Genomic DNA, 23,909 nt, shown 5'->3' with positions numbered 1-23,909 from the left:
CCGGCAGAGTTGGCCGTCAAATCGGCACTCGGATGCAATCAACCCAGTTTTATTGAACGGTCTTTCAGGAGAGTCCGCAACTTTTTGCTGCGGCGGCTTCCGGTTCTGGACCAAGCGAGGCGTGACGGGAAGGAGCGAAGCGCCCCTTCCCTGACGTTCCGATCACGCCTGGTCGAGCCAGACCTTGCCGTAGTCGCGCTCGAAGGTCGGATGCATCTTGTAATTCTGCACCGCCTTGACCGAGTGGCTGTAGAGCTTGCGCCAGTATGGCTGGATCATGATGCCGGAATCCTGCAGGATCTGCTCGATGTCCTTCATCATCTCCTTGCGCTTGGCCGCATCGGCAACGGCCAATGCTGCATTGAGCTTGGCATCCCATTCGGGGTTGGAATAGGCCGACTCGTTCCACGCCTCGCCGGTGCGGTAGCCGATCGCCAGAACCTGAACGCCGAGCGGGCGCATGTTCCAGTTGGTCATCGACAGCGGATACTTGGTCCAGTCGTTCCAGAACGTCGAGCCCGGCAGCACCGTGCGCTTTACCTTGAGGCCGGCGTCGCGCATCTGCGCGGCGATGGCGTCGCCGGTATTCTTGTGCCAGTCTTCGTCGACCGTGATCAGCTCATGCTCGAAGTCGGCCTGGCCGGCTTCCGCCATCAGCGCCTTGGCCTTGGCCGGATCGCGAGCGACTTTGGGCAGCTCGTAATATTCCGGGTGGATTTGGCAGACATGGTGGTTTTCAGCCACCGTGCCGGCATTTCCGTAGCCAAGCTGCAGGACGACATTGTTGTCGACCGCGAGTTGCAGCGCGTTGCGTACCTTCTGGTCGCCGTAAGGCTTGTTGTTGATGTTGGTGCGGCACACGATGGTCGACGCGGTGACGATTTCGGACTTGACCAGGTCCAGTCCGTCGAGGATTGACACATAGTCGGCCGAGGTCTCGAAATTGGTATGGACTTCGCCGGCCTCGAAGGCACTGACCATGGCTGCCGGATCGGTGCCGTAGTCGACGAATTCGATGCCGTCGAGGAACACCTCGCCGTCCCACCACTTGTTGTCCTCGCGGCGCTTGTAGACCACCTTCTGGCCGACATCGTAGGAGACGAGCTCGAACGGGCCGGTACCGATCGGGCAGGCTTTGAAGTCGCCGCCCTTCTCGTCGAAGCTCTTGTGCACGATGAGGCCGGGATAGTCGCACATGTTCGGAATGAGCGCGATGTCAGCCTTGCCGAGCTTCAGCTTGACGGTGTGGTCGTCAACCTTGGTCACGGCGCTTTCGTCGAGCTTGTCGTCCTTGACCAGCGTGCCGAGACGGCCAGGCATGGAATTGCCCTCGGCCTTCTTGTCGGCCCAGCGCTTGAGGTTGAAGATGACGTCATCGGCGGTGAAGGCATCGCCATTCGACCAGGTCACACCCTTGCGCACATGCAGCGTGTACTCGGTGGCGTCGTCGTTGACCTCCCAGCTCTCCAGAAGGTACGGGCGGAACGTGTATTCGCTGGTGTACTTGACCAGCGGCTCAAGCGCCTGACGCTCGGCATTGGCGATTTCCGACCAGTCGGCCTTGCGCGGATCCTTGGGATCCTTGACCCATTGCGCGACTTTAAGGATGCCGCCCTTCTTGCCCTGCACCTCTTCGGCCCTGGCTTGGGTCGGCACGGCTACGCCGAGCATGCCGTAGGCCATCGCGGTCGACGCGCCGAACACGCTCGCCATGGCGAGGAACTCGCGGCGATCGACTTTGCCTGCCTTGGCTTCTTCGGCCATGGCCAGGATGTGATCGGGAACGCGATCGCCATTACTCTTGTAATTTGTCATACCTTAACTCCCATTGTTGGCTTTCCGCCTTTTAACATTCCGCATCCCTGCCGTGATGTCAAAGACGGCATGGCTACGGAACCTGTTAGGGAATGTGCAACTTTGAAAAGGGAGCGGTTCGCGTGATAACGACAGACTTGGCGCAAAAGTGCTAGCGCGCCCAGATTCCGCCGGAATCTGCTTAGGCGAGTAAATTGATACATTTTGGGCGGGTTGAGACAGCGCCAGTTCCGGCGGCGGTAAGGGCCAGGAACTCAATATTCCTTTTCGTAGAAGATGCCGCCCTTGGCCTCGCCGCCATCGTTGGCCTCGCCGCGCAGCTTGACGCCGCGTCCCACATTGAGGTCGATCGTCGCCTTGCCCGATCCTGGCCTGTCGCCTTTCTGGATCGTCACATAGGTGCGGTCATTGAGGTACTTGCCCGCCGACACGGCGGTGCCGCCCTGGTCATCGGTGGTCACATCCAGGTCGTCGACGCCGATTGCACTGCGCAGGTTTTCGAGCAGCGAGGTCGAGCCGCCGACGCCGGCCAGTTGGCCGGCGGCCTCGGCCAGCTGCGCGATCTGAAGCGGCGACAGGTTCGACATAGAGCGGCCGAAAATCAGCTGCGCCAGCACCTCGTCCTCGGGCAGCGCCGGCACCGAGGAGAAGTCGAATTTCGGATTGGTCGCTTCGCCCGAGACGACGATGGTGACGGTGGCGCTGGTCGTGGCCGATGTCGCGGTCAAGTTGAGGTAGGGCACCAGCGAGCCCGAAAAGCCGACCGTGCCTTCGGTAAAGGTCAGCCGCTTGCCGAGGATCGACAGCCGCCCACGCTGCAAGGTGAAGGTGCCGACCGCCTGCGGCGAAGCCGCCGGGCCGGTCAGCCTCAGCGAACCACCGAACTCGGCATCGACGCCCCTGCCCTGGATGAAGATCTGGTTCGGCGCATTGACCGTGACGTCGAGGACAAGCCCACTGCCGCCACCCCCGCTGGCCGCCGCCGGTCGCAAGGCCTTGTCCTGCGCCCGCACGGAGGCGGGCGCGTTCTTGTGCTTGACACCGAGCGCTGCCAGCGAGCCCGGCAGCTTATCCGGAACGGTGATGACGGTCTTGGCCAGATTGACGGTGCCCGAAATCACCGGCGCCGAGGTGAGCGGCCCCTTGATGGTCAGGTCGCCGCCGAGATTGGCTGTCACCACCCTGCCGTCGGTATAGCGGCCGTCGACCAGCTTGATAGACAAATCGGCTGGGAAACCTTGCGCCGGATTGATGCCGAGTGTGCCGGAGGCCGACAGGCTGCCGCGTGTCGACAGCGTGCCGGTCAGCCGGTTGATCCGGGCAACGCCGTTGCCGATCGAAATGTCGGCGGCAATGTCGTTGACGGCAAGGCCGGAGCGCGCGTCGACCAGGCGGGCGCCCGACGTGCTGACCGTGCCGCCGATCACCGGCGACGCCGCCGGGCCGCGCATCTGGATATTGACGTTAGCGGTGCCGCTGAGCGACAGCCCTTGCGCCGCAAGCTTGGCGGCCAGGAAGGAAAATGGCACCTTGCCGTTGAAGTCGAGCACCAGCGCTGGTGTGCCGGCCGTCGTCACCGTACCGCCGCCCTTGAGCCCAAGCCCGGCGCCGTCGCTGATGTCGGCGTTGAAGGTGAGCTTCTTGCCGGCGAATGTTCCCGACGAGGAGATATTCATGCCGCCAAGACCGGCGCTGCGCGTCTGCGAGGTCTGCACCCCACCAGCATCGATATCGAAAGCGACAGTCGGATTGCCCGGCGCGCCGGTTACCTTGACTGTTCCCGAAATCGAACCGGCGGCCTGGAGGCCCGGCGAAAAACTGTTGGCGAGTGAGGCCGGCACCTTCGACAGCGCGGCGCTGATGTCGAGTGCCTGCCCGACCTTGCCGGTCACCGTCGCCGTGCCGCCACCGAGATTGAGCACCAGCTTGTCCAGCGTCGTGGTGCCGTTCGCGATGCTGACGGTCGAGGCCTGGGCGATGGCCGCCTTGATGCCCTGCACCGTGGCCTGGCCGGAAGCGAGTTCGATGGTGGTGGTGCCGCCAGCCACCTTTACCCTGCCCGCAGCCTTCGCCGGAATGCCCTTGACGGTGGCGCCGCCGGAAAACCCGGTCCAGTCGCCGTCGCGCTTCAAATCGACATCGATGCCGCTGATGGCGGTGCCGCCGGAAATGACGCTGTCGGCGCGAATTTTGCCCGAGATGACCGGCGCGGCGAGATAGTTGGCGACCAGCGCATCGATCGACACCGTCTTCGCCTGCAGGTCGCCGCGCGTAATCGAAGCGGTCGCAGCCTTGACGGCGACGTTCGGGCCATCCGCGGTCTTTGAGAAGGCGATGGTGCCGCGCACGTCGCCTTCGGCCTTTTCCAGCGCCAGCGCCGCCAGGGGCCCGATATCCGGCAGGTCGAGCGCGATGGTGCCGACCGGCACGAAAGCCTCGTCGAGCGCAAGGTCGCCGGAGATCTTGTTGTTGCCGAGCGACAGCAGCAGGCCGTTGATGGCGCTCTTGCCGTCGGCCGTCGCCAGCACCGCGCTGCCTTGCAGCGCCTGCCCTGCGACATTGCCGGTCAGTTGCACATTGGCCGCCGGATTGGCGGCGTCGGCCTTGCCGGTTGCGGTCAGCTTCAACCCGGTGATTTCGCGTTCCGCCACCAGCAGCCGGTCGCTGTTGACTGTCAGCGACAGGTCCGGCGCCAGGCTAGGCCCCTGCGCGCTGAGTGCGAAGCTGATCGCGCCTTTGGCATCTTTCGACAACAGTGAGATGTCGGCCAGTGCACCCTTGATATCTGCGCTGAGCTTATTGTCGGCGAGACTGGCCTGACCGTCCGCGGTCAGTGCGCCCGACGCCAGCTTGACCGGATTGGCGCTGACATTGCCATTGCCATCCCGCTTCAGCGTGGCGCTGAGCTGCGTGCGCTCTGCCAGCACGCTGCGCGCCGCCGCCGGCAACGCCGCCGACAGCACGTCGGCGTTGAGGTTGAGGTCGATTGCTCCCTCGGCAAAGCCGACACGGCCATTGAAGGCGCTGCCCAGCGCATCGGCCTGCACCGAGCCGCTGTCGATGGTGATCGCGTCCGCCGCCAGGGTGCCGGCGATCTTGGCGGTGATCTTGCCGGCGATCAGCGGCGCGATGGTCGGATTGTCCAGACCGATCTTGTCCGCCGTCACCGTGCCCGAGATCGGACCGGTTCGGCTTTTCATATCAAATGCATCGGAATGCAGCGCAAGCGCAATGCCCTCGACCTTGGCGTCATCCGTCGCCACCGAAGGCAGTACCGCCGAGATGTCGAGCTTGGCTTGCGCAGCCTGCCCGGCCGCCTTCACCGACAGCGCCTGCAATTCGAGCTTGATCGGGCTTTCCGCGCTGCCCAGCGTCAACGGCAGGCTCGGACCGGACGATGTCAGATCGAGCGCGAAATCGCTGGCGCCGTTCGGGTTGAGGGTGCCGGCCGCCTTGCCGGAGATTTTCTCACCCGAAAGCGTCGCCTGGTCGAGCACGACGCCGCCGGCCGCGGAATAGCTGCCGGCCGCATCGACATCGAGCGGCCCGAGCCCGGCCTGACGGGTCTGGCTCGTCTCGGCGCCGGCCAGCTTTGCATTAAAGCGAATGTCGGGATTTGCTGATGGCCCGGTGATTTGCGCCGTGCCGTCGAGCGTGCCCGCGGCATCGAGGCGGGGCGAAAAGCCATTGGCAAGCGCAGCCGGCAGCGCCGAGAAGGTCGCCGCCAGATCGAGCGTCTGGCCCGCCGTGCCCGACAGCGTCACCGAGCCGCCGCCGAGATCGACTACCAGCCTTTGAATGTTGGTTATGCCATCGGCAATGGTCAGGCTCGACGGCTCGGCGATCGCCACCTTGATGCCGCGCACCGTCGCCTCGCCGGACGCGATCTCGACGCTGGTCGCGCCGCCAGCAATCTTCGCCCGCCCGGCAGCTGTCGCCGGAATGCCTGATATGGTTGCTCCGCCGGTGAAATTCGTCCAGTCGCCGTCACGCTTGAGGTCGACGCCGATGCCACTGACGACGGTCGTTCCCGAGGTCACGCTCTCGGCCTTGATCGTGCCGGAGATCGCAGGGCTGTTGAGATAGTTGGCGATCAGTGCGCTGACGGTGACTGCCTTGGCTGCCACATCACCGCGCGCGATCGACACGCTGGCTGCATTGATGGTGACAGTGGGAGCCTCGCCGTCTTTGGCGAACACCACGGTGCCGCCGATATCGCCGGCCGCCGTCTGCCCGGCCAGCGACGCCAGCGGCGCGATATCGGGCGCGGAGATCGTCAGCGTCCCCAGCGGCAGGAATTTTTCATCGAGCGTGAGGTCGCCCGACACCTTGTTGTCGCCCAGCGCTACGCTGAGCCCCTTGATGGAGCGCTTGCCATCGCTCGTCACCAGCGCCGCCTTGATGGCGAGCGGCTGTTCGTCGACCGCGCCGGTCAGCGAGACATCTGCGGCCGGGCTCACAATGTCGGCCTTGCCCGATGCGGTCAGCTTGATGTCCTTGACGGTGCGGCCGGAGGCCGTCAGGCTGGCACTGTCGGCCGAAACCGAGAAATCCGGTGCGTTGCGCGCGCCGCTTGCCGTCAGCGCGAAATCGACCCCGCCGGCGATCGGCACGCCGACCAGCGAAGACAGCACCGAGACGTCGCCGAGCTTGCCCTTGATGTCGGCCTGGATATCGCTGCCTTGCGCGCTGGCGGTGCCGCTGGCGCTCAGCGAACCGGAAGTGAGTTCGATCGAGTTGGCGGCGAAAGAGCCCTGCGGATCGCGCGTCGCGGTCGCCGAGAATTTGACCCGTTCGCCAAGCAGTGAACTGATCTGCGGCGGCAGCGCCGTCGACACCGCATCGGCATTCATCTTGAGCGTCATGGCGAGGTCGGCCAGCGCCACCTTGGCCGTCAGCCCGGCATTGAGCGCATCGCTGCGCAGCGTACCCTCATCGAGCGAGATCTCATCCTTGCTGATCGAGCCGGAAAGAGAGGCCGTCAGCTTGCCGGTGACCAGCGGGGCCAGCGTCGCGACGTCGGTCTTCAGCCCGGCCGCCGCCAGCGACACGCTGACCGGGCCGCTGCGGTTCTCGATGTCGAAACCGTCGGAATGGATCCGCGCATCGAGATTGTTCACCTGAGAACCGCCCGCAACCACCGAGACGAGCGAAGCGCTGGCGTCAATCATCGGCGCCTTGCCGTCACCGAAGGCGCGCGCGGTCACATTGTTGATGGCCACCATGATCGGCTGCGCCTGGGTACCGGCATTGACCGTGACCGGCTTGGCTTTGACCACGAGTTCGACCGAAAGGTCGCTGGCGCCGTTGGGGTCGACCATGCCGGCAGCGGTACCATGAACTGCGTCGCTCTCGATCGCAGCGCGCTCGATGTCGACGCCGCCGGCCGCGGTCGCGGTGCCGGCTAGGTCGAAGCTGGTCTTGCCGGCAAACAGCGACTTGAACCGTTCCGGCAGGAAGCCTTCGAACGAACCGTCGCCCTTGGCCTCGATCCGGTTGCCCTTGTCGGTGAGCTGGTGCCGGCCGGTGAGCTGGGTAACGATCTGACCGTCGACCATGAAGGTGCCGATGCCGCTCCAGTTGGCCAGCGGCCCGGTGCCCGAGACGACGATGTTGACCGGCGGCGCGCCGGGTAGCTTGAGCAGGTTGGCGATGATGCCGCCGGCCGGCTCGGAAGCCTTGAGATCGAGGTCGAGCTTGTTTTCATCCGGCGCGAAGTGGATGTTGGCGTCGACATTGCCTTGCTTGCCGTCATGGCGGGTAACGTTGAGCACCGTCTGGATCGCCAGTGGCGACGCATCGACCTTGGCCGATCCCTTGGCCGCAAGTTCGGCAATGCCGCTGCCGGCAAGTTGCTGGCCGAGCGCGATCTCCGGCAAATCGATCGCTCTGATATCAAGCGAAACCGGCAGGCCGCCCGACCCGCTCTTGCTCGGCTCGGTGCTCGCCACAGGCAGCCGTGCCAATTCTATCCGTTCGGCCGCTATGCGGTCGGCGCTGAAATTCTTCGACAGCAGCGCCAGCGGCGACCAGTCGATGGCCACCTTGCGGGCCACCAGCCAGGCGCCCTCGCGGTCTTCCAGCACGACATGGTCGACCGTCAGCGCGCCGGACCAGATACCGTTAATGCCGCTGACCGTGACTTTGCTGTCCCTTGACGAGGCCATGTCAGAGATGATGCCGGCGAGATTTTCGCGGCCGCGCTCGGTCTTGGTCAGCACGACCAGCGCGCCGATGCCCGCCGCCGCCACGATCAGCAGCGTGTAGAAAAACAGGCGAAGGATGCGTTTCAAAATCTTCATCGTCAGAACGCCTGTCCGATCCCGGCATAGATGCCGAAACGCGGGTCGCCACGGTCGCGGTTGAGCGGCACGGCGGCGTCGATGCGCAGCGGCCCGAACGGCGTGATGTAGCGCAGGCCAACGCCCGCGCCGACCTTCACGTCGGAAAAGTCCGGCGTCGCTGTGGTCGAGACAGTGCCGGCGTCGACGAACGGCACGATGCCGATCGTGTCGGTCAGCGCCATGCGCATCTCGACCGATGTCTCGAAGAAGGAAAGCCCGCCGATCGGCTGATTGTCGATGTCCTTCGGTCCGATGCCCTGATAGGCATAACCCCGCACCGAGCCGCCACCGCCGGAATAGAAGCGCCTGTCGGCTGGAACGTTCTGAAGGCCGGTGCCGACGATCGAACCCAGCGCGACGCGTTCGGCAAGCACGAATTTCGAGGCCGTGTCGAGCGATTGATAGGCCGACCCCTCGCCCCTGAGCTTGAGGAAGGCGGCGCCGCTCAGAATGTCGTAGCTTGGTTCGGCATAGGCCAGAACCCTGAAGCCGCTGGTCGGATTGAGCCGGTTGTCCCTGTTGTCGTAGACATATTGCAGCGGAATGCTGGCGATCAGGTATTTGTGCTTGCCGAAAGCGTCGGTGATCCTGGAGTAGTCGAGCGCGATTTCAGCCGACACCGTCTGCTTCTTGTCGATCTCATAGGACAGGCCGGTGCTGCCCTTGACCGAGAAATGGTCGTAGGCGTCTGGATGTTCGAGCACGGTCTTGACGCTGGCGATGAATTTCGAGGCCGGCCCGACCACGCCCGGCTTCTCGAACATGATGCCGGCATTGTAGTTGAGCTCGCTGAGATCGTTGCTGCCGATGCCGCTGATCTTGCCCTCGATGCGCAGCTTTTCGGCCCGGCCGAACAGATTTCGGTGGCCCCAATAGCCTTCCAGGCCTAGCCCTTCGGTGGAGAAAGTGCCGCCGACGCCGAAATAGCGTGGTTTGCGCTCGCTGACCTGAACGCCGATCGGAATGTTGCCGTCGGCGTCGAGACTGTCGGCTTCCTTCAGCGTCACGCTGTTGAACACTTCGAGCCTCAGCAGCCGGTCGCGGGCATCGTCGATCTCGTCGGGCGAATATTGCCGGCCGCGTTTCAGCCCGGTCATATATTCGGTGAACTCGCGATCGACCTTCTCGGTGCCATCGACGGTGGTGTCGCCATAACCGGCAACCGGCCCGGCGGCCACCGTCAGCGTCACGTCGAGCGTTGAGGTGGTGTGCTCGGCCACGACCTGCCTGTCGGTGATCCGGGCCAGCGGCCGGCCCTCCTGCTTCAGCGCCCGCACGATCAGCGCCTCGGCCTTGAGCACGGCGCCCGAGCCGGCATCGCCGCCGGCTATCAGGCCGAAATCGGCGCTCGCCAGCCCGGCGGCATCGCCCTCCAGCCTGATATTGCCAAGTATGAATTTGGGCCCGCTCGAAATGCTGACCACCACCGGGATCGGCTGCGGACCAGTGAATTCGGCATCGGGCGGCAAATCGTCGAGCGCCTTGCCCTGGATGGTGATGGTGACGACGCCTTCATAGCGGGCGTCGGCATAAAGCGCGGCGACCAGCTGTTCGCGGTCGCTACGCGCCTTGGCCAAAAGGCCGAGCGAGCCGGAAACCGGGCGGTCCTCGTCGGATTTCAGCGACGAGGCGTTTTCGAGCTTCTTGACCAGGTCCTTGTCGGCATCGGGCGCTTCGATGGTCACCGCATAGCGCAGCGGGTCGACGATATCGGCGTCCTCGTCATTCGAAGAGCCCCACAATTTGATGCCGAAGAGCTCGAAGGCGGCCGCCGACCCCGATTCGGCAACGAGCACGCTCGAGCACGCCAACGCCACAATCAGCGCGCGCGAAAGCGTGCGCCGTGGCGCACTTACCTTCCACATCTGCGCTTCATACGCCGGCATCAGGACAACCTAGGTTACAAAACTAAAATTGGAATGAAGTTTGAAGCGCTCGTAAAGGGGCCACAATCCAATTGTCTGAAATAGGCAGGGCTTGGAATTCACACCTTCTGCGTTTTCGCAAGAAAGCGTGATCCCTTTCCCGTGGATGAACTATCGGCATACCGGTCATTGGCCGGTTTGGGAACCGTTGGCCGGCGGAAACCTGCCCGTCCTCGTGTTGACAAGCTTGACTGAAGCTTGAACATGCCGCGGACGTAGCAGTGTCTGGAGGGTGTTATGGCGATGCGCGCGGCGGCTCGTGGTCTGTCGATCTTGATTCTTCTCATTTTCGGCTGGGGGTCTGTAGCGCAAGCGGCCGAAGCCCGCCGGGTGGTGACCTCAAATAATTCCGACTATTTCGGCTTCGATCTCAGATCGGACCAGAATGTCAGCCTCGATCAGTGCAAGACGACATGCCTCGGCGACCCCGCCTGCCGCGCCTTTACTTACAACAACAAGGCCAAATGGTGCTTCCTAAAATCCGACTATAACCAGTTGAAACCCTTCAGCGGCGCGGTCGCGGGCAAGGTCGTCAATGTCGATGGCGACCCCGATATCGGCGCCCCGCCGGAACTCGCCTTCTTCCCCAACTGGATGGCCGACCAGGCCCAGCAATACCGCAACAAGCTGACCGATCCGGCCTATGACAAGCCGACCGACGGGCTGGAATCACTCCGCGCCGCCGCCGAACAGGCTGCACTGACCGGCGACCATGGGCAGGCCATGAACAAATACGAGGCCGCGGTCTCGGTCCTGCCTGACGACGGCCAGCTTTGGCTCGGTCTGGCGCGTGAAACGCTTGCCATACAGCCGGCCAGCGGCACCTCCGAATCCTACAATCTGCCGGTCAAAGGCACCTCCGCCGCCATCAACGCCTACAAGTTGCTGCGCACCACCAAGACCCGCGCCGAAGTGCTGGCGCTGCTCGGCAACGGCCTCGACCGCCGCGATCTCTACCGTCCGGCCCTGCAGGCTTATGAAGCCAGCCTCGCGCTGGTCAGTTCGCCGGCGGTCAAGGCCGAATATGAGGATCTCAAGGCCCGCAAGGGCTTCCGCGTCATCGATCACTCGATCGACGCCGACACCAGCGCGCCGCGCATTTGCGCGCAGTTTTCCGAGGAGCTGGTCAAGACCGGCGTCGACTACGCCCAGTTCGTCACCGTCGACAACCAGCCGCCCAAGGGCGTCGAGGCCAAGGACAAGCAGATCTGCGTCGAAGGCCTGGAGCACGGCCAACATTACGAAGTGACCTTCCGCGCCGGTCTGCCGGCCGCCATTGGCGAGGTCACCGCCGCTCCGGTCGTGCTGTCGATCTATGTGCAGGATCGCGCGCCGTCCGCCCGCTTCACCGGCGACAGCTTCGTGCTGCCCGCCGGCGCCCGCCGTGGCATCCCCATCGTCACCGTCAACATGAACACCGCGCAGATGAAGCTCTACCGTATCGGCGATCGTTCGCTCGCGCAGCTTCTGTCCGGCTATCAGTTCCTGAAGCAGCTCGACGGCTATGATATCTCCAGCATTTCCGACCAGATGGGTGAGCCGGTCTGGCAGGGGCAGCTCGATATCGCCAACGACCTCAACAAGGACGTCACGACTTCGTTCCCGGTCGACGAAGCCTTGCCGCAGCGCAAGCCCGGCGTCTACGTGCTGACCGCGCAAGCGGTAAATGAAAATCACGAGGACAATTACAATTCGCTTGCCACGCAGTGGTTCGTCGTCTCCGACATCGGCCTGTCGACCTATACCGGCCAGGATGGCCTCAATGTCTTTGCCCGCTCGCTCGGAACCGCCAAGCCGATCGCCGGCGCCGAACTGACGCTGCTGGCCAGGAACAATGAAATCCTCGGCACAGCCACGTCGGACGCCGAAGGCCATGCTGTCTTCAACCCCGGCCTGACGCGCGGCGACGGCGGCATGGTGCCGGCCGTTCTGATGGCCAAGCGGGGCGACAACGATTTCGTCTTCCTCGACATGGGCCGCGCCGGCTTCGATCTGTCCGATCGCGGCGTCGCCGGACGTGCCGCACCGGGCGCGCTCGATGTCTATGCCTGGACCGAACGCGGCATCTACCGCGCCGGCGAGGATGTGCATGTCGCAGCTCTTGCCCGCGACGGCGCCTCCAAAGCGGTGGAAAACCTGCCGCTGACCTTCATCTTCACCCGTCCCGACAGCGTCGAGAACCGCCGCATCGTTGCCGATGGCGTCTCGGCCGGCGGCTATGCCGTCGACCTGCCGCTGGAAGCCAACGCCATGCGCGGCACCTGGACGGTGTCGATCTATACCGATCCCAAGCAGGCGGCCGTTTCCAGCCAGATGTTCCTGGTCGAAGACTTCGTGCCGGATCGCATCGAGTTCGACATGAAGTCCGACAAGCAGGAGATCGCACAGGGCGAAACTGCCAACATCGACATCGACGGCCGCTTCCTCTATGGCGCGCCGGCCGCCGGCCTTGCGCTCGAAGGCGAACTGACGCTGTCGACGGCGCGCGACTGGGACCGTTTCGCCGGCTATTCGTTCGGCCTTGCCGACGAGCAGTCGGCCGAGCCTTCGGTCACCCCGTTCACCGGTCTGCCGGTGGTCGGCGACGACGGCAAGGCGACCTTCCCGGTTACGGTCGACCAGTTGCCCGCGACCACCAAGCTGGTCGACGCCAAGGTCACGGTTCGCATGCGCGAAACCGGCGGCCGCGCCATCGAGCGCTCGCTCAACATCGGCATCCACCCACAAGGCCACATGATCGGCATTCGTCCGGATTTCGCCGACAATGAGGTGCCGCAGGGCGGCACCGCCAAATTCAGCCTTATCGCGGTCGATCCCGGCGGCAAGCGCGAGACGCTGAAGGGCGCGCAGTGGTCGCTGGTCAAGGTCGAACGCAATTACCAGTGGTATCGCAACAACAACTCGTGGAACTACGAACCGGTCACCTTCACCAAGTCGATCGCCAACGGCCAGGTCGATCTCAGCGCCGATGCCGAGGCGACCGTGACGATGCCGGTCGACTGGGGCCAGTACCGGCTCGAGATCGAGACTGCCGACCCCGAGGGACCGGCGACCAGCTATGAGTTCGACGCCGGCTGGTATGTCTCCTCGACCTCCACCGAAACGCCTGACGGGCTCGAGATCGCTCTCGACAAGGACAGCTATGCCGCCGGCGACGTGGCCAAGCTGAAAGTGTCGCCGCATTTTGCCGGCGAACTGCTGGTCACCATCGGCGCCGACAAGCTGCTCAAGACCGTCACGGCAACCGTGCCGGCCGGCGGCAGCACGGTCGAGATCCCGGTCGGTGACGACTGGGGCGCCGGCGCCTACATCACCGCAACCCTGTTCCGGCCCGGCGATGCGCAGGAAACCCGCATGCCGGCGCGTGCCATCGGCGTAAAATGGCTGACGGTCGACCCAGGCTCGAAAAAGCTCGCCGTCACCCTGACGCCGCCGGACAAGACGATGCCGCGCCAGCAGCTGTCGATCCCGGTTTCGGTCGCTGGCGTAGCGCCGGGCAGCAATGCCTATGTCACGGTCGCTGCCGTCGATGTCGGCATTTTGAACCTCACCAACTACAAGGCGCCGGATCCGGAGGGCTGGTATTTCGGCCAGCGCATGCTCGGGCTCGAAGTCCGCGACATCTATGGCCGTCTCATCGACGGCTCGCTCGGCACCAGCGGCAAGCTCAGGACCGGCGGCGACGGCGCCTCGATGCAGCCGCAAGGCAGTCCCCCGACCGAAAAGCTGGTCGCCTTCTTCTCCGGCCCGGTCCAGCTCGACGCCGACGGCAAGGCCAGGATCGACTTCGACATCCCGCAGTTCAACGGCACCGTGCGCGTCATGGCCGTCGCCTGGACCAAGGAGGCCGTCGGCCATGCCACGACCGATGTCATCGTGCGCGATCCGGTGGTGATCACCGCCGGCCTGCCCCGCTTCCTGGCGCCTGGAGATGCAGCTATCATGCGGCTCGACGTCGCCGACACCGACGGTCCGGAGGGCGACTATGCCCTGTCGATCGCCACGACCGGCGACCTCTCGACCGGCGACAAGCCCTTGCCCGAAAAGCTGACGCTGGCCAAGGGCAAGCGCCAGACGCTGACCGTGCCGCTGATTGCACAGACGGCGGGCAATGCCTCGATCACCATCAAGCTCGCCCATGGCGACGGCACCGCCGTCGAGCAGACGCTGTATGTTCCGGTGCGTCCGGCGCAATTGCCGGTCACCACCCGTCTGGTCGTCGACCTCAAGGGCAATGGCGGCTCGCTGCGCGTCGACAAGGAGCTGCTCGCGGCAAGCCTGCTCGACGGCGCCTCGATCAGCGTCGGCGTTTCGCAGGCTGCGGCCTTCGACGTGCCGTCACTGCTGATGACGCTCGACCGCTACCCCTATGGCTGCGCCGAGCAGACCCCCAGCCGCGCCATGCCGCTTCTCTACGTCAACGATCTGGCGTCCGGCGTTGGCATGCAAAGCGATCCCGAACTGCACGGCCGCGTGCAGGCCGCCATCTACAAGGTGCTGAGCTACCAGGCTTCGGCCGGCAGCTTCGGCCTGTGGGGTCCGGGCTCCGGCGATCTGTGGCTCGACTCTTACGTCACCGACTTCCTGACCCGGGCGCGCGAGCAGAACTACGACGTGCCGGCCCTGGCGATGAGCCAGGCGCTGAGCAATCTGCAAAACTCGGTCGGTTACGACCAGGACGTCCAGGATCGCGGCAGCGAAATCGCCTACGCGCTCTATGTTCTGGCCCGCAACAAGAAGGCCTCGGTCGGCGATCTGCGCTACTACGCCGACACCAAGCTCGAAGCCTTCTCGAGCCCGATGGCCGTCGCCCAGTTGGCGGCGAGCCTGGCGCTCTACGGCGACGCGCAGCGTTCGGAAGCAACCTTCCAGACGGCGCTGCAGCTGGCCAAGTCGACCACCGAATACGACTACTACCGGTCCGACTATGGCTCGCGGCTGCGTGATGGCGCCGCGATCCTGGCGCTCGCCGCCGAATCGAAGCCGGTGCCGACCATCGTGCCGGAGCTGATCCGGCTGGTGGCAAGGGAACGCGCCGATGCCCGCTGGACCAGCACGCAGGACGAGTCCTGGATGCTTCTGGCGGCCCGCGCGCTGAAGTCGGGCAACGACTCGATCACGCTCTCGGTCAACGGCGCGCCGCATGCAGGTGGATATTCCAACCACCTCAGCGGCACCGACATTGCCGACAGCCCGCTGACCATCGCCAACACCGGCGCCACGCCGCTGCAGGCGGTCGTCACCACGGTCGCCTCGCCGGTAGAGCCCTTGCCGGCCGGCGGCGACGGCTTCACCATCGACCGCACCTACTACAAGCTCGATGGCACCGAAGCCAACGTCACCGAGGCGACGCAGAACGAACGCTACGTGGTCGTGCTCAAGGTTTACGAGCAGAACCGCTGGCCTTCGCGCCTGCTGATCACCGACCTGTTGCCGGCCGGCTTCGAGATCGACAATCCGGGCCTTGTCTCCAGCGCCCAATTGTCGAACTTCACCTGGCTGGCGCAAACGGATGCAGCCCATCTCGAATTCCGCGACGACCGTTTCGTCGCGGCATTCAATCCCAATGACGGCGATGGCGACCGCAACATCATGCTGGCCTACGTCGTGCGTGCGGTAACGCCGGGCACCTATGCCCATCCGGCAGCCACGGTGGAGAACATGTACCGGCCGCAATATTCGGCCCGCACCGCCACCGGCATGATGGAGATCAAGGCGCCGTAAGGCGCCTTGACGAAGATGAACACGCCGATGTCCGCGACCATCTCCCTCTCCCCGCTATGCGGAGAGAAGGAGCCGGCAGGCGGATGAAGGGCACCACCATGCTCTCCAGAAAATTTCTCCGTCGAACAGGCATCGCCGCCGCCTCCCTCGTCGGCTTTGCGGCGATCGCTGCCGCTTCTCTCTGGGAGCTCGACCGCGCCTTCCCGCCACCCCTGCCCGAAAAACTCACCGTCTCCACCGAGGTCCAGGACCGCGACGGCCAGCTGTTGCGCGCCTTCGCCACGCCGGACGGTTACTGGCGGCTCGACACTGATCTCGACCAGGTCGACAAGCAGTTCGTCGACATGCTGGTCACCTATGAAGACAAGCGCTTCTGGGACCATGATGGCGTCGATGTGCTGGCGCTCGCGCGCGCCGCCGGCCAGTTCGCCACCAGCGGCCATATCGTCTCCGGCGGCTCGACTTTGTCGATGCAGCTTGCCCGACTGATCGAGCCGCGCGAAAGCCGCAGCCTCGGCTCCAAGATCAAACAGATGCTGCGTGCCATCCAGATCGAGCGGCGCCTGTCCAAGCAGGAGATCCTCGAACGCTACCTGACCTTGGCGCCCTATGGCGGCAATCTCGAAGGCGTGCGCGCCGCCTCGCTCGCCTATTTCGGCAAGGAGCCGAAGCGGCTGACGGTCTCGGAAGCCGCCCTGCTGGTTGCGCTGCCGCAATTGCCGGAAAAGCGCCGGCCCGACCGCAATCTCACCATCGCTCATGCCGCCCGCGACCGCGTGCTGACCCGCATGGTGTCGGCTGACCTGCTTGGCGAGCGCGAGGCCGCGCGCGCAGCGCTCGATGATGTCTCGGGCTTGCGCCGCAAACTGCCGGCGCTGGCGCCGCATGCCGCCTATGCCATGCTTCCCAAGGCCGTACCCGGCAAGCCATTGCAGCTGACGATCCGCAAAAGCGTCCAGCAAGGGCTGGAGCAGGTGGCGCGCGATGCCGCGATCAAGCTTGGTCCGCGCCTCTCCGTCGCCATGGTGATGGCCGATGCCCGCACCGGTGACATCCTCGGCGAAGTCGGCTCTGCCGATTTCTTCGACGCCAGCCGTTCCGGCTGGATCGACATGACCAAGATCGTGCGGTCGCCCGGCTCTACGCTTAAGCCGTTCATCTATGGCCTCGCCTTCGAGCAGGGGCTGGTGGCGCAGGAAATGCTGATCGAGGACAGACCGGTCGATTTCGGCGGCTACCGGCCAAAGAATTTCGACATGGGCTATCAGGGGGATGTCTCGATCCGCCAGGCGCTGCAGCTGTCGCTCAACGTGCCGGCAATCCGCGTGCTCGACTCTGTCGGCCCGGCACGGCTGATGGCGCGCTTCCGCCAGGCCGGCGTCAGCCCGGTGCTACCGGTCAACGAGGCGCCGGGCCTCGCCATCGGCCTCGGAGGCGTCGGCGTAACGCTGCGCGATCTCGTCCAGCTCTATACCGGCCTCGCCAATGGCGGCAAGGCAAACACGCTCCATGACGGCACCGAGCCGGCCAACGACGAGCGCTCCACCGCCACCATCCTCGACGCCCAGGCGAACTGGCAGATCACCGACATATTGTCGGGCGTAAAGCCGCCCGAGGGCGCCTTGCAGCGCGGCATCGCCTACAAGACCGGCACGTCCTACGGCTATCGCGATGCCTGGTCGGTCGGCTTCGACGGCCGCTACGTGCTGGGTGTGTGGGTCGGCCGCGCCGATGCCGGTGCGGTGCCCGGCCTGTCCGGCTATGTCTCAGCCGCCCCCATCCTGTTCGAGGGCTTCGTCCGCTCCGGCCTCACCGCCGTCCCGTTGCCCAGCCAGCCGGCCGGTGTCCTCAAGGCCAGGCGCGAAGACCTGCCGGTGACATTGGGGCGCTTCGGCGCCGGCGCCGACGGACTGGTGCAGGCAGGCCCGACGGAACCGGCGCCAACGATCATTTTCCCGCCCAACGGCGCCCGCGTCGATCTCGCCACCAATTCCGCCGAGGCCTCGCCGCTGGTGCTGAAACTGCAAGGCGGCCGCGCGCCGTTCCGCTGGCTGGCCAATGGCAAGCCGCTCGTCGGCATCGACCGCCGCCGCACTGCGACCTGGCTGCCCGACGGCGCCGGCTATTCGACGCTCACCGTCATCGACGCCGTGGGACGCGCGGCAAGCGTGAAGGTGTTCGTTGAATAGATGGCGCCAAGCGATTCAGGGGATTGGGCTTCTTCGCCCGAGACCCGGCGCGAGGCACCCCCCTCTGGCCTGCCGGCCATCTCCCCCGCAAGGAGGGAGATTGGCAGCTTCGGCGCCGCGCTCATTCAGCAACGTTGAAAATTGGCGAAAGCCGCAGCGACACCTGATCTCCCCCCTTGCGGGGGAGATGGCCGGCAGGCCAGAGGGGGGTGTGCCGAAGCGCTTGCATCGAGGATTGGCCTTAGCCGTATCCATGTTCGTTTCGACTTGCTCCCCCGCCGCCGCCGATCCCCTGCCCGCCGGCTTCGTCCGCCTGGCCGATGTCGATCCCTCGATCCGCCAGGATATCCGCTATGCCGGCCTGGAAAACTTCCTGCATCGCAAGGCCGACGGCTATGACGCGCCGGTCTGCATACTCACGAAGCAAGCTGCGCAAGCGCTGTCCGGTGTGCAGAAAGCGCTCGCCGCCGATGGCCTGACGCTGGTCGTCTTCGACTGCTACCGCCCGGCCCGCGCCGTTGCCGACATGGGCAAATGGACCAGAGAGGGCGGCCCGCCCGATCCGCAATGGTACCCTCAGGTGCAGCGCGGCGACCTCATCGCCAAGGGCTATATCGGCGAATTGTCCACCCATTCGCGCGGCTCGACCGTCGATGTAGCCATCGCCCGCAGCGACGGCAAGAACAAGTCATCCGCCGCTTGCGGCGCGGCCGGCGCCGGCACGCTCGGTTTCGGCACCAGCTTCGACTGTTTCGACCCGGCAAGCGAAACCGCCCATCGCCCATTGGCGGCAGAAGCGGCGGCAAACCGCAAAAGGCTGCTCGACGCCATGCGCGCCGGCGGCTTCAAGAATTATGCGCGCGAGTGGTGGCACTACACGCTTCGGGATGAGCCGTTTCCAAAGCTGCGCTTCGATTTTCCTATCACTGCGGGCTGAACCGCCCGGTGCTACACCGAGCCTTCCCTCGCTCGGCCTTGCTTCTGCGGTGTCAGCTCCTAGATAGCGGCAAACCGGCCGGATTTGGGTTAGACCAATATGAGGAAAATATTTCCTTCCGAGACCCAATATCGGCGAAAATTTCCTTCGAGCGGACAAAAAAGGCAACGTTGAATGCATCTAATTTCTATCAATTCGATAGAGTTCAGCCGTCATCAACGGAGGCGGGAATGACCAAACCTCATTTCAAGAAACTGCTCGGCGCACTGGTCGCCACATCGATCCAGTTCGGCACGCTCGGTTTCGCGTTTGCCGATACGACCATTCTGAACGTGTCCTACGACCCGACACGCGAACTCTACAAGGCCTATGACGAAGCCTTCGTCGCACACTGGAAGGCCGAGACCGGCGAGACGGTCACCATCCAGCAATCGCATGGCGGCTCCGGCGCCCAGGCCCGCGCCGTGATCGACGGCCTCGATGCCGATGTGGTCACGCTGGCGCTCGAAGGCGACATCAACGCCATCGTCACCAAGTCGAAGAAGATCAACCCGGACTGGCGCAAGAAGTTCGAGAACAATTCGGCGCCTTACACCTCGACCATCATCTTCCTGGTCCGCAAGGGCAACCCGAAGGGCATCCACGACTGGAGCGATCTGGTCAAGGACGGTGTCCAGGTGATCACGCCGAACCCGAAGACGTCGGGTGGCGCCCGCTGGAACTACCTTGCCGCCTGGGCCTATGCCAACGCCAATGATGGCGGCGACGAAGCCAAGAACAAGGAATTCGTCGGCAAGCTCTACGCCAATGCTCCGGTGCTCGACACCGGTGCGCGCGGCTCGACGGTCACCTTCGCGCAAAAAGGCATCGGCGACGTACTGATCGGCTGGGAAAACGACGCCTATCTGGCGCTCAATGAATTCGGCGCCGACAATTTCGAGATCGTCTATCCCCCGACCTCGATCCTGGCCGAGCCGCCGGTGGCGATCGTCGACGCCAATGTCGATGCCAAGGGCACCCGCAAGGTCGCCGAAGCCTATCTCGGCTGGCTCTATTCCAAGGAAGCCCAGACGATCATCGCCAAGAACCACTATCGTCCGGCCAAGCCCGAGCTGGTGGATGCGGCTGACATTCCGAAGACGCCCGAAATCAAGCTGATCTCCATCGACGATCCGCTTTTTGGCGGCTGGAAGAAGGCACAGCCTTATCATTTCGGCGACGGTGGTATATTCGACCAGATCTACAAGCCGGCCCAGTAGGATTTAGATCAGGACGACATGACCATAGCACCCGCCAAGGCGGGGTGGCGATTCAGACAGCCGAGTGTCATTCCGGGTTTCGGATTGACGCTCGGCTTCTCGCTTGCCTACCTCACGCTCATCATCCTCATCCCCCTGTCGGGCCTGATCTGGCGCTCGGCAGCCCTCGGCTGGACCGATTTCTGGGCGATCGCCACCGACCGCCGGACCATCAACGCACTCGAAATCAGCTTCGGCACAGCCTTCATCGCAGCCGCCGTCAACGTCGTCTTCGGCACGCTCATCGCCTGGGTGCTGGTGCGCTACCGCTTCCCCGGCCGCCGCGTCGTCGACGCCATGGTCGACCTGCCCTTCGCGCTGCCGACCGCGGTCGCGGGCATTGCGCTGACCACTCTTTATGCGCCCAATGGCTGGATCGGCCATCTCCTGGCGCCGCTCGGCATCAAGGTCGCCTACACGCCGCTCGGCATTGTCGTGGCGCTTGTCTTCATCGGCCTGCCGTTTGTCGTGCGCACGGTGCAGCCGATCATGGAGGAGATCGACAAGGAAGTGGAGGAAGCCGCCGCGACGCTCGGCGCCAACCGCTTCCAGATCATCACCCGCATCCTGTTTCCCGGCCTGGCGCCGGCCATCATCACCGGCTTCTCACTCGCCTTCGCGCGCGGCGTCGGCGAATACGGCTCGGTCATCTTCATCGCCGGCAACCTTCCCTACAAGTCGGAGATCGCACCGCTTCTGATCGTCATCCGGCTCGAGGAGTACAATTATCCGGCGGCCACCGCGATCGCGGCGATCATGCTTTTGCTGTCGTTCGTGATGCTGCTGGTCATCAACCTGGCGCAGTCATGGAGTCGCAAGCGCTATGGCTGACCCCGAGATCAAATCCTACGAACCGCATCACGAGAGCCGGTCGGCGGCGGTGACCGAAAGCCGGCCGGTGCGGCTGCTGCTGATGGCGGTGGGCTTCGCCTTCCTCGCCATCTTCCTGCTGCTGCCGCTGATCATCGTCTTCCACGAGGCGCTAGCGAAAGGCATTGGCGCCTACACGGAATCGCTCTCCAATCCCGATACGCGCTCGGCGATCCGGCTGACGCTGCTGGTGGCGGTGATCGCCGTGCCGCTTAACGTCGTCTTCGGCATTTCGGCTGCCTGGGCGATCGCCAAGTTCGAGTTCAAGGGCAAGGCTTTTCTGACCACGCTGATCGACCTGCCCTTCTCGGTCTCGCCGGTCATTTCCGGCCTGGTCTATGTGCTTTTGTTTGGCGCTCAGGGACTGTTCGGTGAATGGCTGAAGGCGCACGGCATCCAGATCTTGTTCGCCGTGCCCGGCATCGTGCTCGCGACCATCTTCGTCACCTTCCCCTTCGTTGCCCGCGAACTGATCCCGCTGATGCAGGAACAGGGCAACGGCGACGAGGAAGCCGCGCTCTCTCTCGGCGCCAATGGCTGGCAGACCTTCTGGTACGTGACGCTGCCCAACGTCAAATGGGGATTGCTCTACGGCGTGCTTCTGTGCAACGCCCGCTCGATGGGCGAATTCGGCGCGGTCTCGGTCGTGTCGGGCCACATACGCGGGCTGACCAACACCATGCCGTTGCATGTCGAAATCCTCTACAACGAGTACAACGCCGTCGGCGCTTTTGCCGTCGCTTCGCTGCTTGCCGGCCTGGCGCTGGTCACGCTGGTCTTGAAAACACTTCTTGAGATGCGCTACGGCGCCGAGATCGCCGCGACGCGCGGGCACTGACTAAATGCATGTCGCCCAAGACTGGGAACCGGTTTTGGGACAACGACATGCACCAAATTACTGAGGGATCTACATGGAAGTTCGCGTTGCCAACGTACGCAAGGAGTTTGACCGGTTTCCGGCCCTCCATGACGTATCGCTTGACATCAAATCGGGTGAGCTGATCGCGCTGCTTGGGCCATCCGGCTCCGGCAAGACGACGCTGCTGAGGCTTATCGCCGGCCTGGAGCGGCCGACGCGCGGAAAGATCTTCTTCGGCGACGAGGACGCCTCGCACCGCTCGATCCAGGAGCGCAATGTCGGCTTCGTCTTCCAGCACTATGCGCTCTTCCGGCACATGACGGTCGCCGACAATATCGGCTTCGGCCTCAAGGTGCGGCATGGACCGTCGCGACCACCGGCGGCCGAAATCCGCCGACGCGCCTCCGAACTGCTCGATCTCGTTCAGCTTTCCGGCCTGGAAAAGCGCTATCCGGCGCAACTTTCGGGTGGCCAGCGCCAGCGCGTGGCGCTCGCCCGGGCCATGGCCATCGAGCCCAAGGTGCTGTTGCTCGACGAGCCGTTCGGCGCGCTCGATGCGCAGGTGCGCCGGGAACTGCGCCGCTGGCTGCGCGAGATCCATGACCGTACCGGCCACACCACCGTCTTCGTCACCCACGACCAGGAAGAGGCGCTCGAGCTTGCCGACCGCGTCGTGGTGATGAGCCAGGGCCGCATCGAGCAGGTCGGCTCCGCCGACGAGATCTACGACACGCCGAACTCGCCCTTCGTCTACTCCTTCATCGGCGAATCGAGCATGCTGCCGGTCAAGGTTGAGAATGGCGAGATCTGGCTCGCCGACCGTCCGATCGGCGTGTCGGCGCCGCACGCACCCGAGGGCGATGCGACGCTGTACTTCCGCCCGCACGATATCGAACTGCTCGACGGCTGCAGCGGCTGCATCGCCGGCACGGTCGTCGCCAGCCGCCGCGTCGCCGGCACAAGACGCGTCGAACTGGAAATCGGCGGCGAGCGCCAGCGCGTCGAGATCGAACTGCCTGTGGACCATCCTGCGGCGCAGAAGAGCCGGGTGGCGTTCAGGCCGAGGCGCTGGAAGCTTTTCCCGGCGGCATAGACATCGATCCGGCGCTACTCCAGCCAGTTCTCGACCGTCAGGCCCTTGATCCGACGGAACTCAGCGGTGTTGGCCGTCACCAGTGTCGTCCCCAACACACAGGCATGGGCAGCAATGAAAAGATCATTGTGGCCGATTGGCTGGCCTCCGGCCTCCAGCTCGGCACGAAGTGCTCCGTATTCGTTATCCATCGGCACATCGAGCGGCAACACAGGAACCTCGGCGAGCAATTCCTCCACCTTGGCGAGCAGCTTGGCCGATCTCTTGCGGGCGCAGCCATAACGCAGCTCCGAGGCGACAACGATGCTGGTGCACAGGGCACCGTCTCCCGCGCGAACCGCCGCACTGGCAGCCTTGCCGGCAGGGTTTCGGATCATGTCGCTGAGAATGTTGGTGTCCAGCATGAACCGCATCAAAAGATATCCTCAGGCCCCACGGGCGCATCATGGATCTCGGGAAAGTCGTCTTCAGGACCAAGCGGCGGCTCTTTCGCCCATTGGGTGAGCAAGGCGGTGAGGCCTGGTTGACGGACCGGCTCGATGATCAGCCGGTCGCCATCGCGGCTGATCAGGACCTTCTCGCCAGGCAGCTCGAATTCGACAGGGATGCGAACCGCCTGACTGCGGTTGTTGCGAAACAACTTCGCCTCCCTGGGCGGTGGTATTGAGTGACGGTGCTGCGGCATGGCAGCCTCCCCTGTCTGTTCCACTTGTATATGCCATTTGTATATGCCACTCGGCCTCGAATTGCAAACCACAGAAAACCCCAATGCATCGGCATTTCGGCTGGAATGAAATTTCGCCGATAACCTGCTTCAGCGATTTCTTTTTCGCTGCAACGCCATACGTCTGCCCC

General features: G+C 64.3%; 12 protein-coding genes. 7 read left to right on the top strand and 5 right to left on the bottom strand.

What is annotated here, in order from left to right:
• Positions 1–162: 162 nt before the first annotated feature.
• From X730_RS149000 to X730_RS149010, 3 genes are all read right to left on the bottom strand, one after another.
• Positions 163–1,815: an ABC transporter substrate-binding protein gene (locus X730_RS149000; RefSeq protein ID WP_023668187.1), complete on the bottom strand. Its 1,653-nt coding sequence runs from the start codon at positions 1,813–1,815 to the stop codon at positions 163–165.
• A 254-nt stretch (positions 1,816–2,069) separates the two neighbouring features.
• Complete coding sequence (locus X730_RS149005; RefSeq protein WP_023826567.1) at positions 2,070–8,117, bottom strand: translocation/assembly module TamB domain-containing protein; 6,048 nt, start codon at positions 8,115–8,117, stop codon at positions 2,070–2,072.
• Between the two features lie 2 nt (positions 8,118–8,119).
• A complete protein-coding gene (locus X730_RS149010; RefSeq protein WP_023826566.1) occupies positions 8,120–10,045 on the bottom strand; it encodes an autotransporter assembly complex family protein in 1,926 nt (641 codons plus the stop codon).
• Positions 10,046–10,321: 276 nt separating this feature from the next.
• Between X730_RS149010 and X730_RS149015 the strand changes: the two genes are divergently transcribed.
• From X730_RS149015 to X730_RS149045, 7 genes are all read left to right on the top strand, one after another.
• On the top strand, positions 10,322–15,808 hold the full coding sequence (locus X730_RS149015; RefSeq protein WP_023826565.1) for an alpha-2-macroglobulin family protein: 5,487 nt from the start codon (positions 10,322–10,324) through the stop codon (positions 15,806–15,808).
• 83 nt (positions 15,809–15,891) lie between these two features.
• Entirely contained in the window at positions 15,892–17,997 is a 2,106-nt protein-coding gene (gene pbpC / locus X730_RS149020) for a penicillin-binding protein 1C (protein ID WP_031197039.1), read from the top strand.
• A 253-nt stretch (positions 17,998–18,250) separates the two neighbouring features.
• Positions 18,251–18,934, top strand: a complete 684-nt coding sequence (locus X730_RS149025) for a M15 family metallopeptidase (RefSeq protein ID WP_023826563.1) — start codon at positions 18,251–18,253, stop codon at positions 18,932–18,934.
• A gap of 230 nt (positions 18,935–19,164) precedes the next feature.
• A complete protein-coding gene (locus tag X730_RS149030) occupies positions 19,165–20,193 on the top strand; it encodes a sulfate ABC transporter substrate-binding protein (RefSeq protein ID WP_023673082.1) in 1,029 nt (342 codons plus the stop codon).
• 18 nt (positions 20,194–20,211) lie between these two features.
• A complete protein-coding gene (gene cysT / locus X730_RS149035; protein WP_023826562.1) occupies positions 20,212–21,063 on the top strand; it encodes a sulfate ABC transporter permease subunit CysT in 852 nt (283 codons plus the stop codon).
• Positions 21,056–21,940, top strand: coding sequence for a sulfate ABC transporter permease subunit CysW (gene cysW, locus X730_RS149040; RefSeq protein WP_023673080.1), 885 nt, complete (start codon positions 21,056–21,058; stop codon positions 21,938–21,940). The genes cysT and cysW overlap by 8 nt, the downstream gene beginning before the upstream one ends.
• 73 nt (positions 21,941–22,013) lie before the next feature.
• Positions 22,014–23,054: a sulfate/molybdate ABC transporter ATP-binding protein gene (locus tag X730_RS149045; RefSeq protein ID WP_023682212.1), complete on the top strand. Its 1,041-nt coding sequence runs from the start codon at positions 22,014–22,016 to the stop codon at positions 23,052–23,054.
• Between the two features lie 14 nt (positions 23,055–23,068).
• On the opposite strand, the gene X730_RS149050 is transcribed toward X730_RS149045, so the two are convergent.
• Positions 23,069–23,467, bottom strand: a complete 399-nt coding sequence (locus X730_RS149050) for a type II toxin-antitoxin system VapC family toxin (protein ID WP_023826561.1) — start codon at positions 23,465–23,467, stop codon at positions 23,069–23,071.
• A complete protein-coding gene (locus X730_RS149055) occupies positions 23,467–23,739 on the bottom strand; it encodes an AbrB/MazE/SpoVT family DNA-binding domain-containing protein (protein WP_023682213.1) in 273 nt (90 codons plus the stop codon). Before X730_RS149055 ends, X730_RS149050 begins: the two co-directional genes overlap by 1 nt.
• Positions 23,740–23,909: the final 170 nt, after the last annotated feature.

It is taken from the genome of Mesorhizobium sp. L103C131B0 (assembly GCF_000502275.1).
In the GTDB taxonomy this organism is placed as follows: domain Bacteria; phylum Pseudomonadota; class Alphaproteobacteria; order Rhizobiales; family Rhizobiaceae; genus Mesorhizobium.
Note: the sequence above shows the minus strand (reverse complement) of the source record. Positions and strands in the feature narration are given on the sequence as shown.

Bases quoted from the DNA above. Each gene is read 5' to 3' on its own strand.
- X730_RS149000 (WP_023668187.1), bottom strand. From the start codon at position 1,815: ATGACAAATTACAAGAGTAATGGCGATCGCGTTCCCGATCACATCCTG.
- X730_RS149005 (WP_023826567.1), bottom strand. From the start codon at position 8,117: ATGAAGATTTTGAAACGCATCCTTCGCCTGTTTTTCTACACGCTGCTG.
- X730_RS149010 (WP_023826566.1), bottom strand. From the start codon at position 10,045: ATGCCGGCGTATGAAGCGCAGATGTGGAAGGTAAGTGCGCCACGGCGC.
- X730_RS149015 (WP_023826565.1), top strand. From the start codon at position 10,322: ATGGCGATGCGCGCGGCGGCTCGTGGTCTGTCGATCTTGATTCTTCTC.
- pbpC (WP_031197039.1), top strand. From the start codon at position 15,892: ATGAAGGGCACCACCATGCTCTCCAGAAAATTTCTCCGTCGAACAGGC.
- X730_RS149025 (WP_023826563.1), top strand. From the start codon at position 18,251: ATGTTCGTTTCGACTTGCTCCCCCGCCGCCGCCGATCCCCTGCCCGCC.
- X730_RS149030 (WP_023673082.1), top strand. From the start codon at position 19,165: ATGACCAAACCTCATTTCAAGAAACTGCTCGGCGCACTGGTCGCCACA.
- cysT (WP_023826562.1), top strand. From the start codon at position 20,212: ATGACCATAGCACCCGCCAAGGCGGGGTGGCGATTCAGACAGCCGAGT.
- cysW (WP_023673080.1), top strand. From the start codon at position 21,056: ATGGCTGACCCCGAGATCAAATCCTACGAACCGCATCACGAGAGCCGG.
- X730_RS149045 (WP_023682212.1), top strand. From the start codon at position 22,014: ATGGAAGTTCGCGTTGCCAACGTACGCAAGGAGTTTGACCGGTTTCCG.
- X730_RS149050 (WP_023826561.1), bottom strand. From the start codon at position 23,467: ATGCGGTTCATGCTGGACACCAACATTCTCAGCGACATGATCCGAAAC.
- X730_RS149055 (WP_023682213.1), bottom strand. From the start codon at position 23,739: ATGCCGCAGCACCGTCACTCAATACCACCGCCCAGGGAGGCGAAGTTG.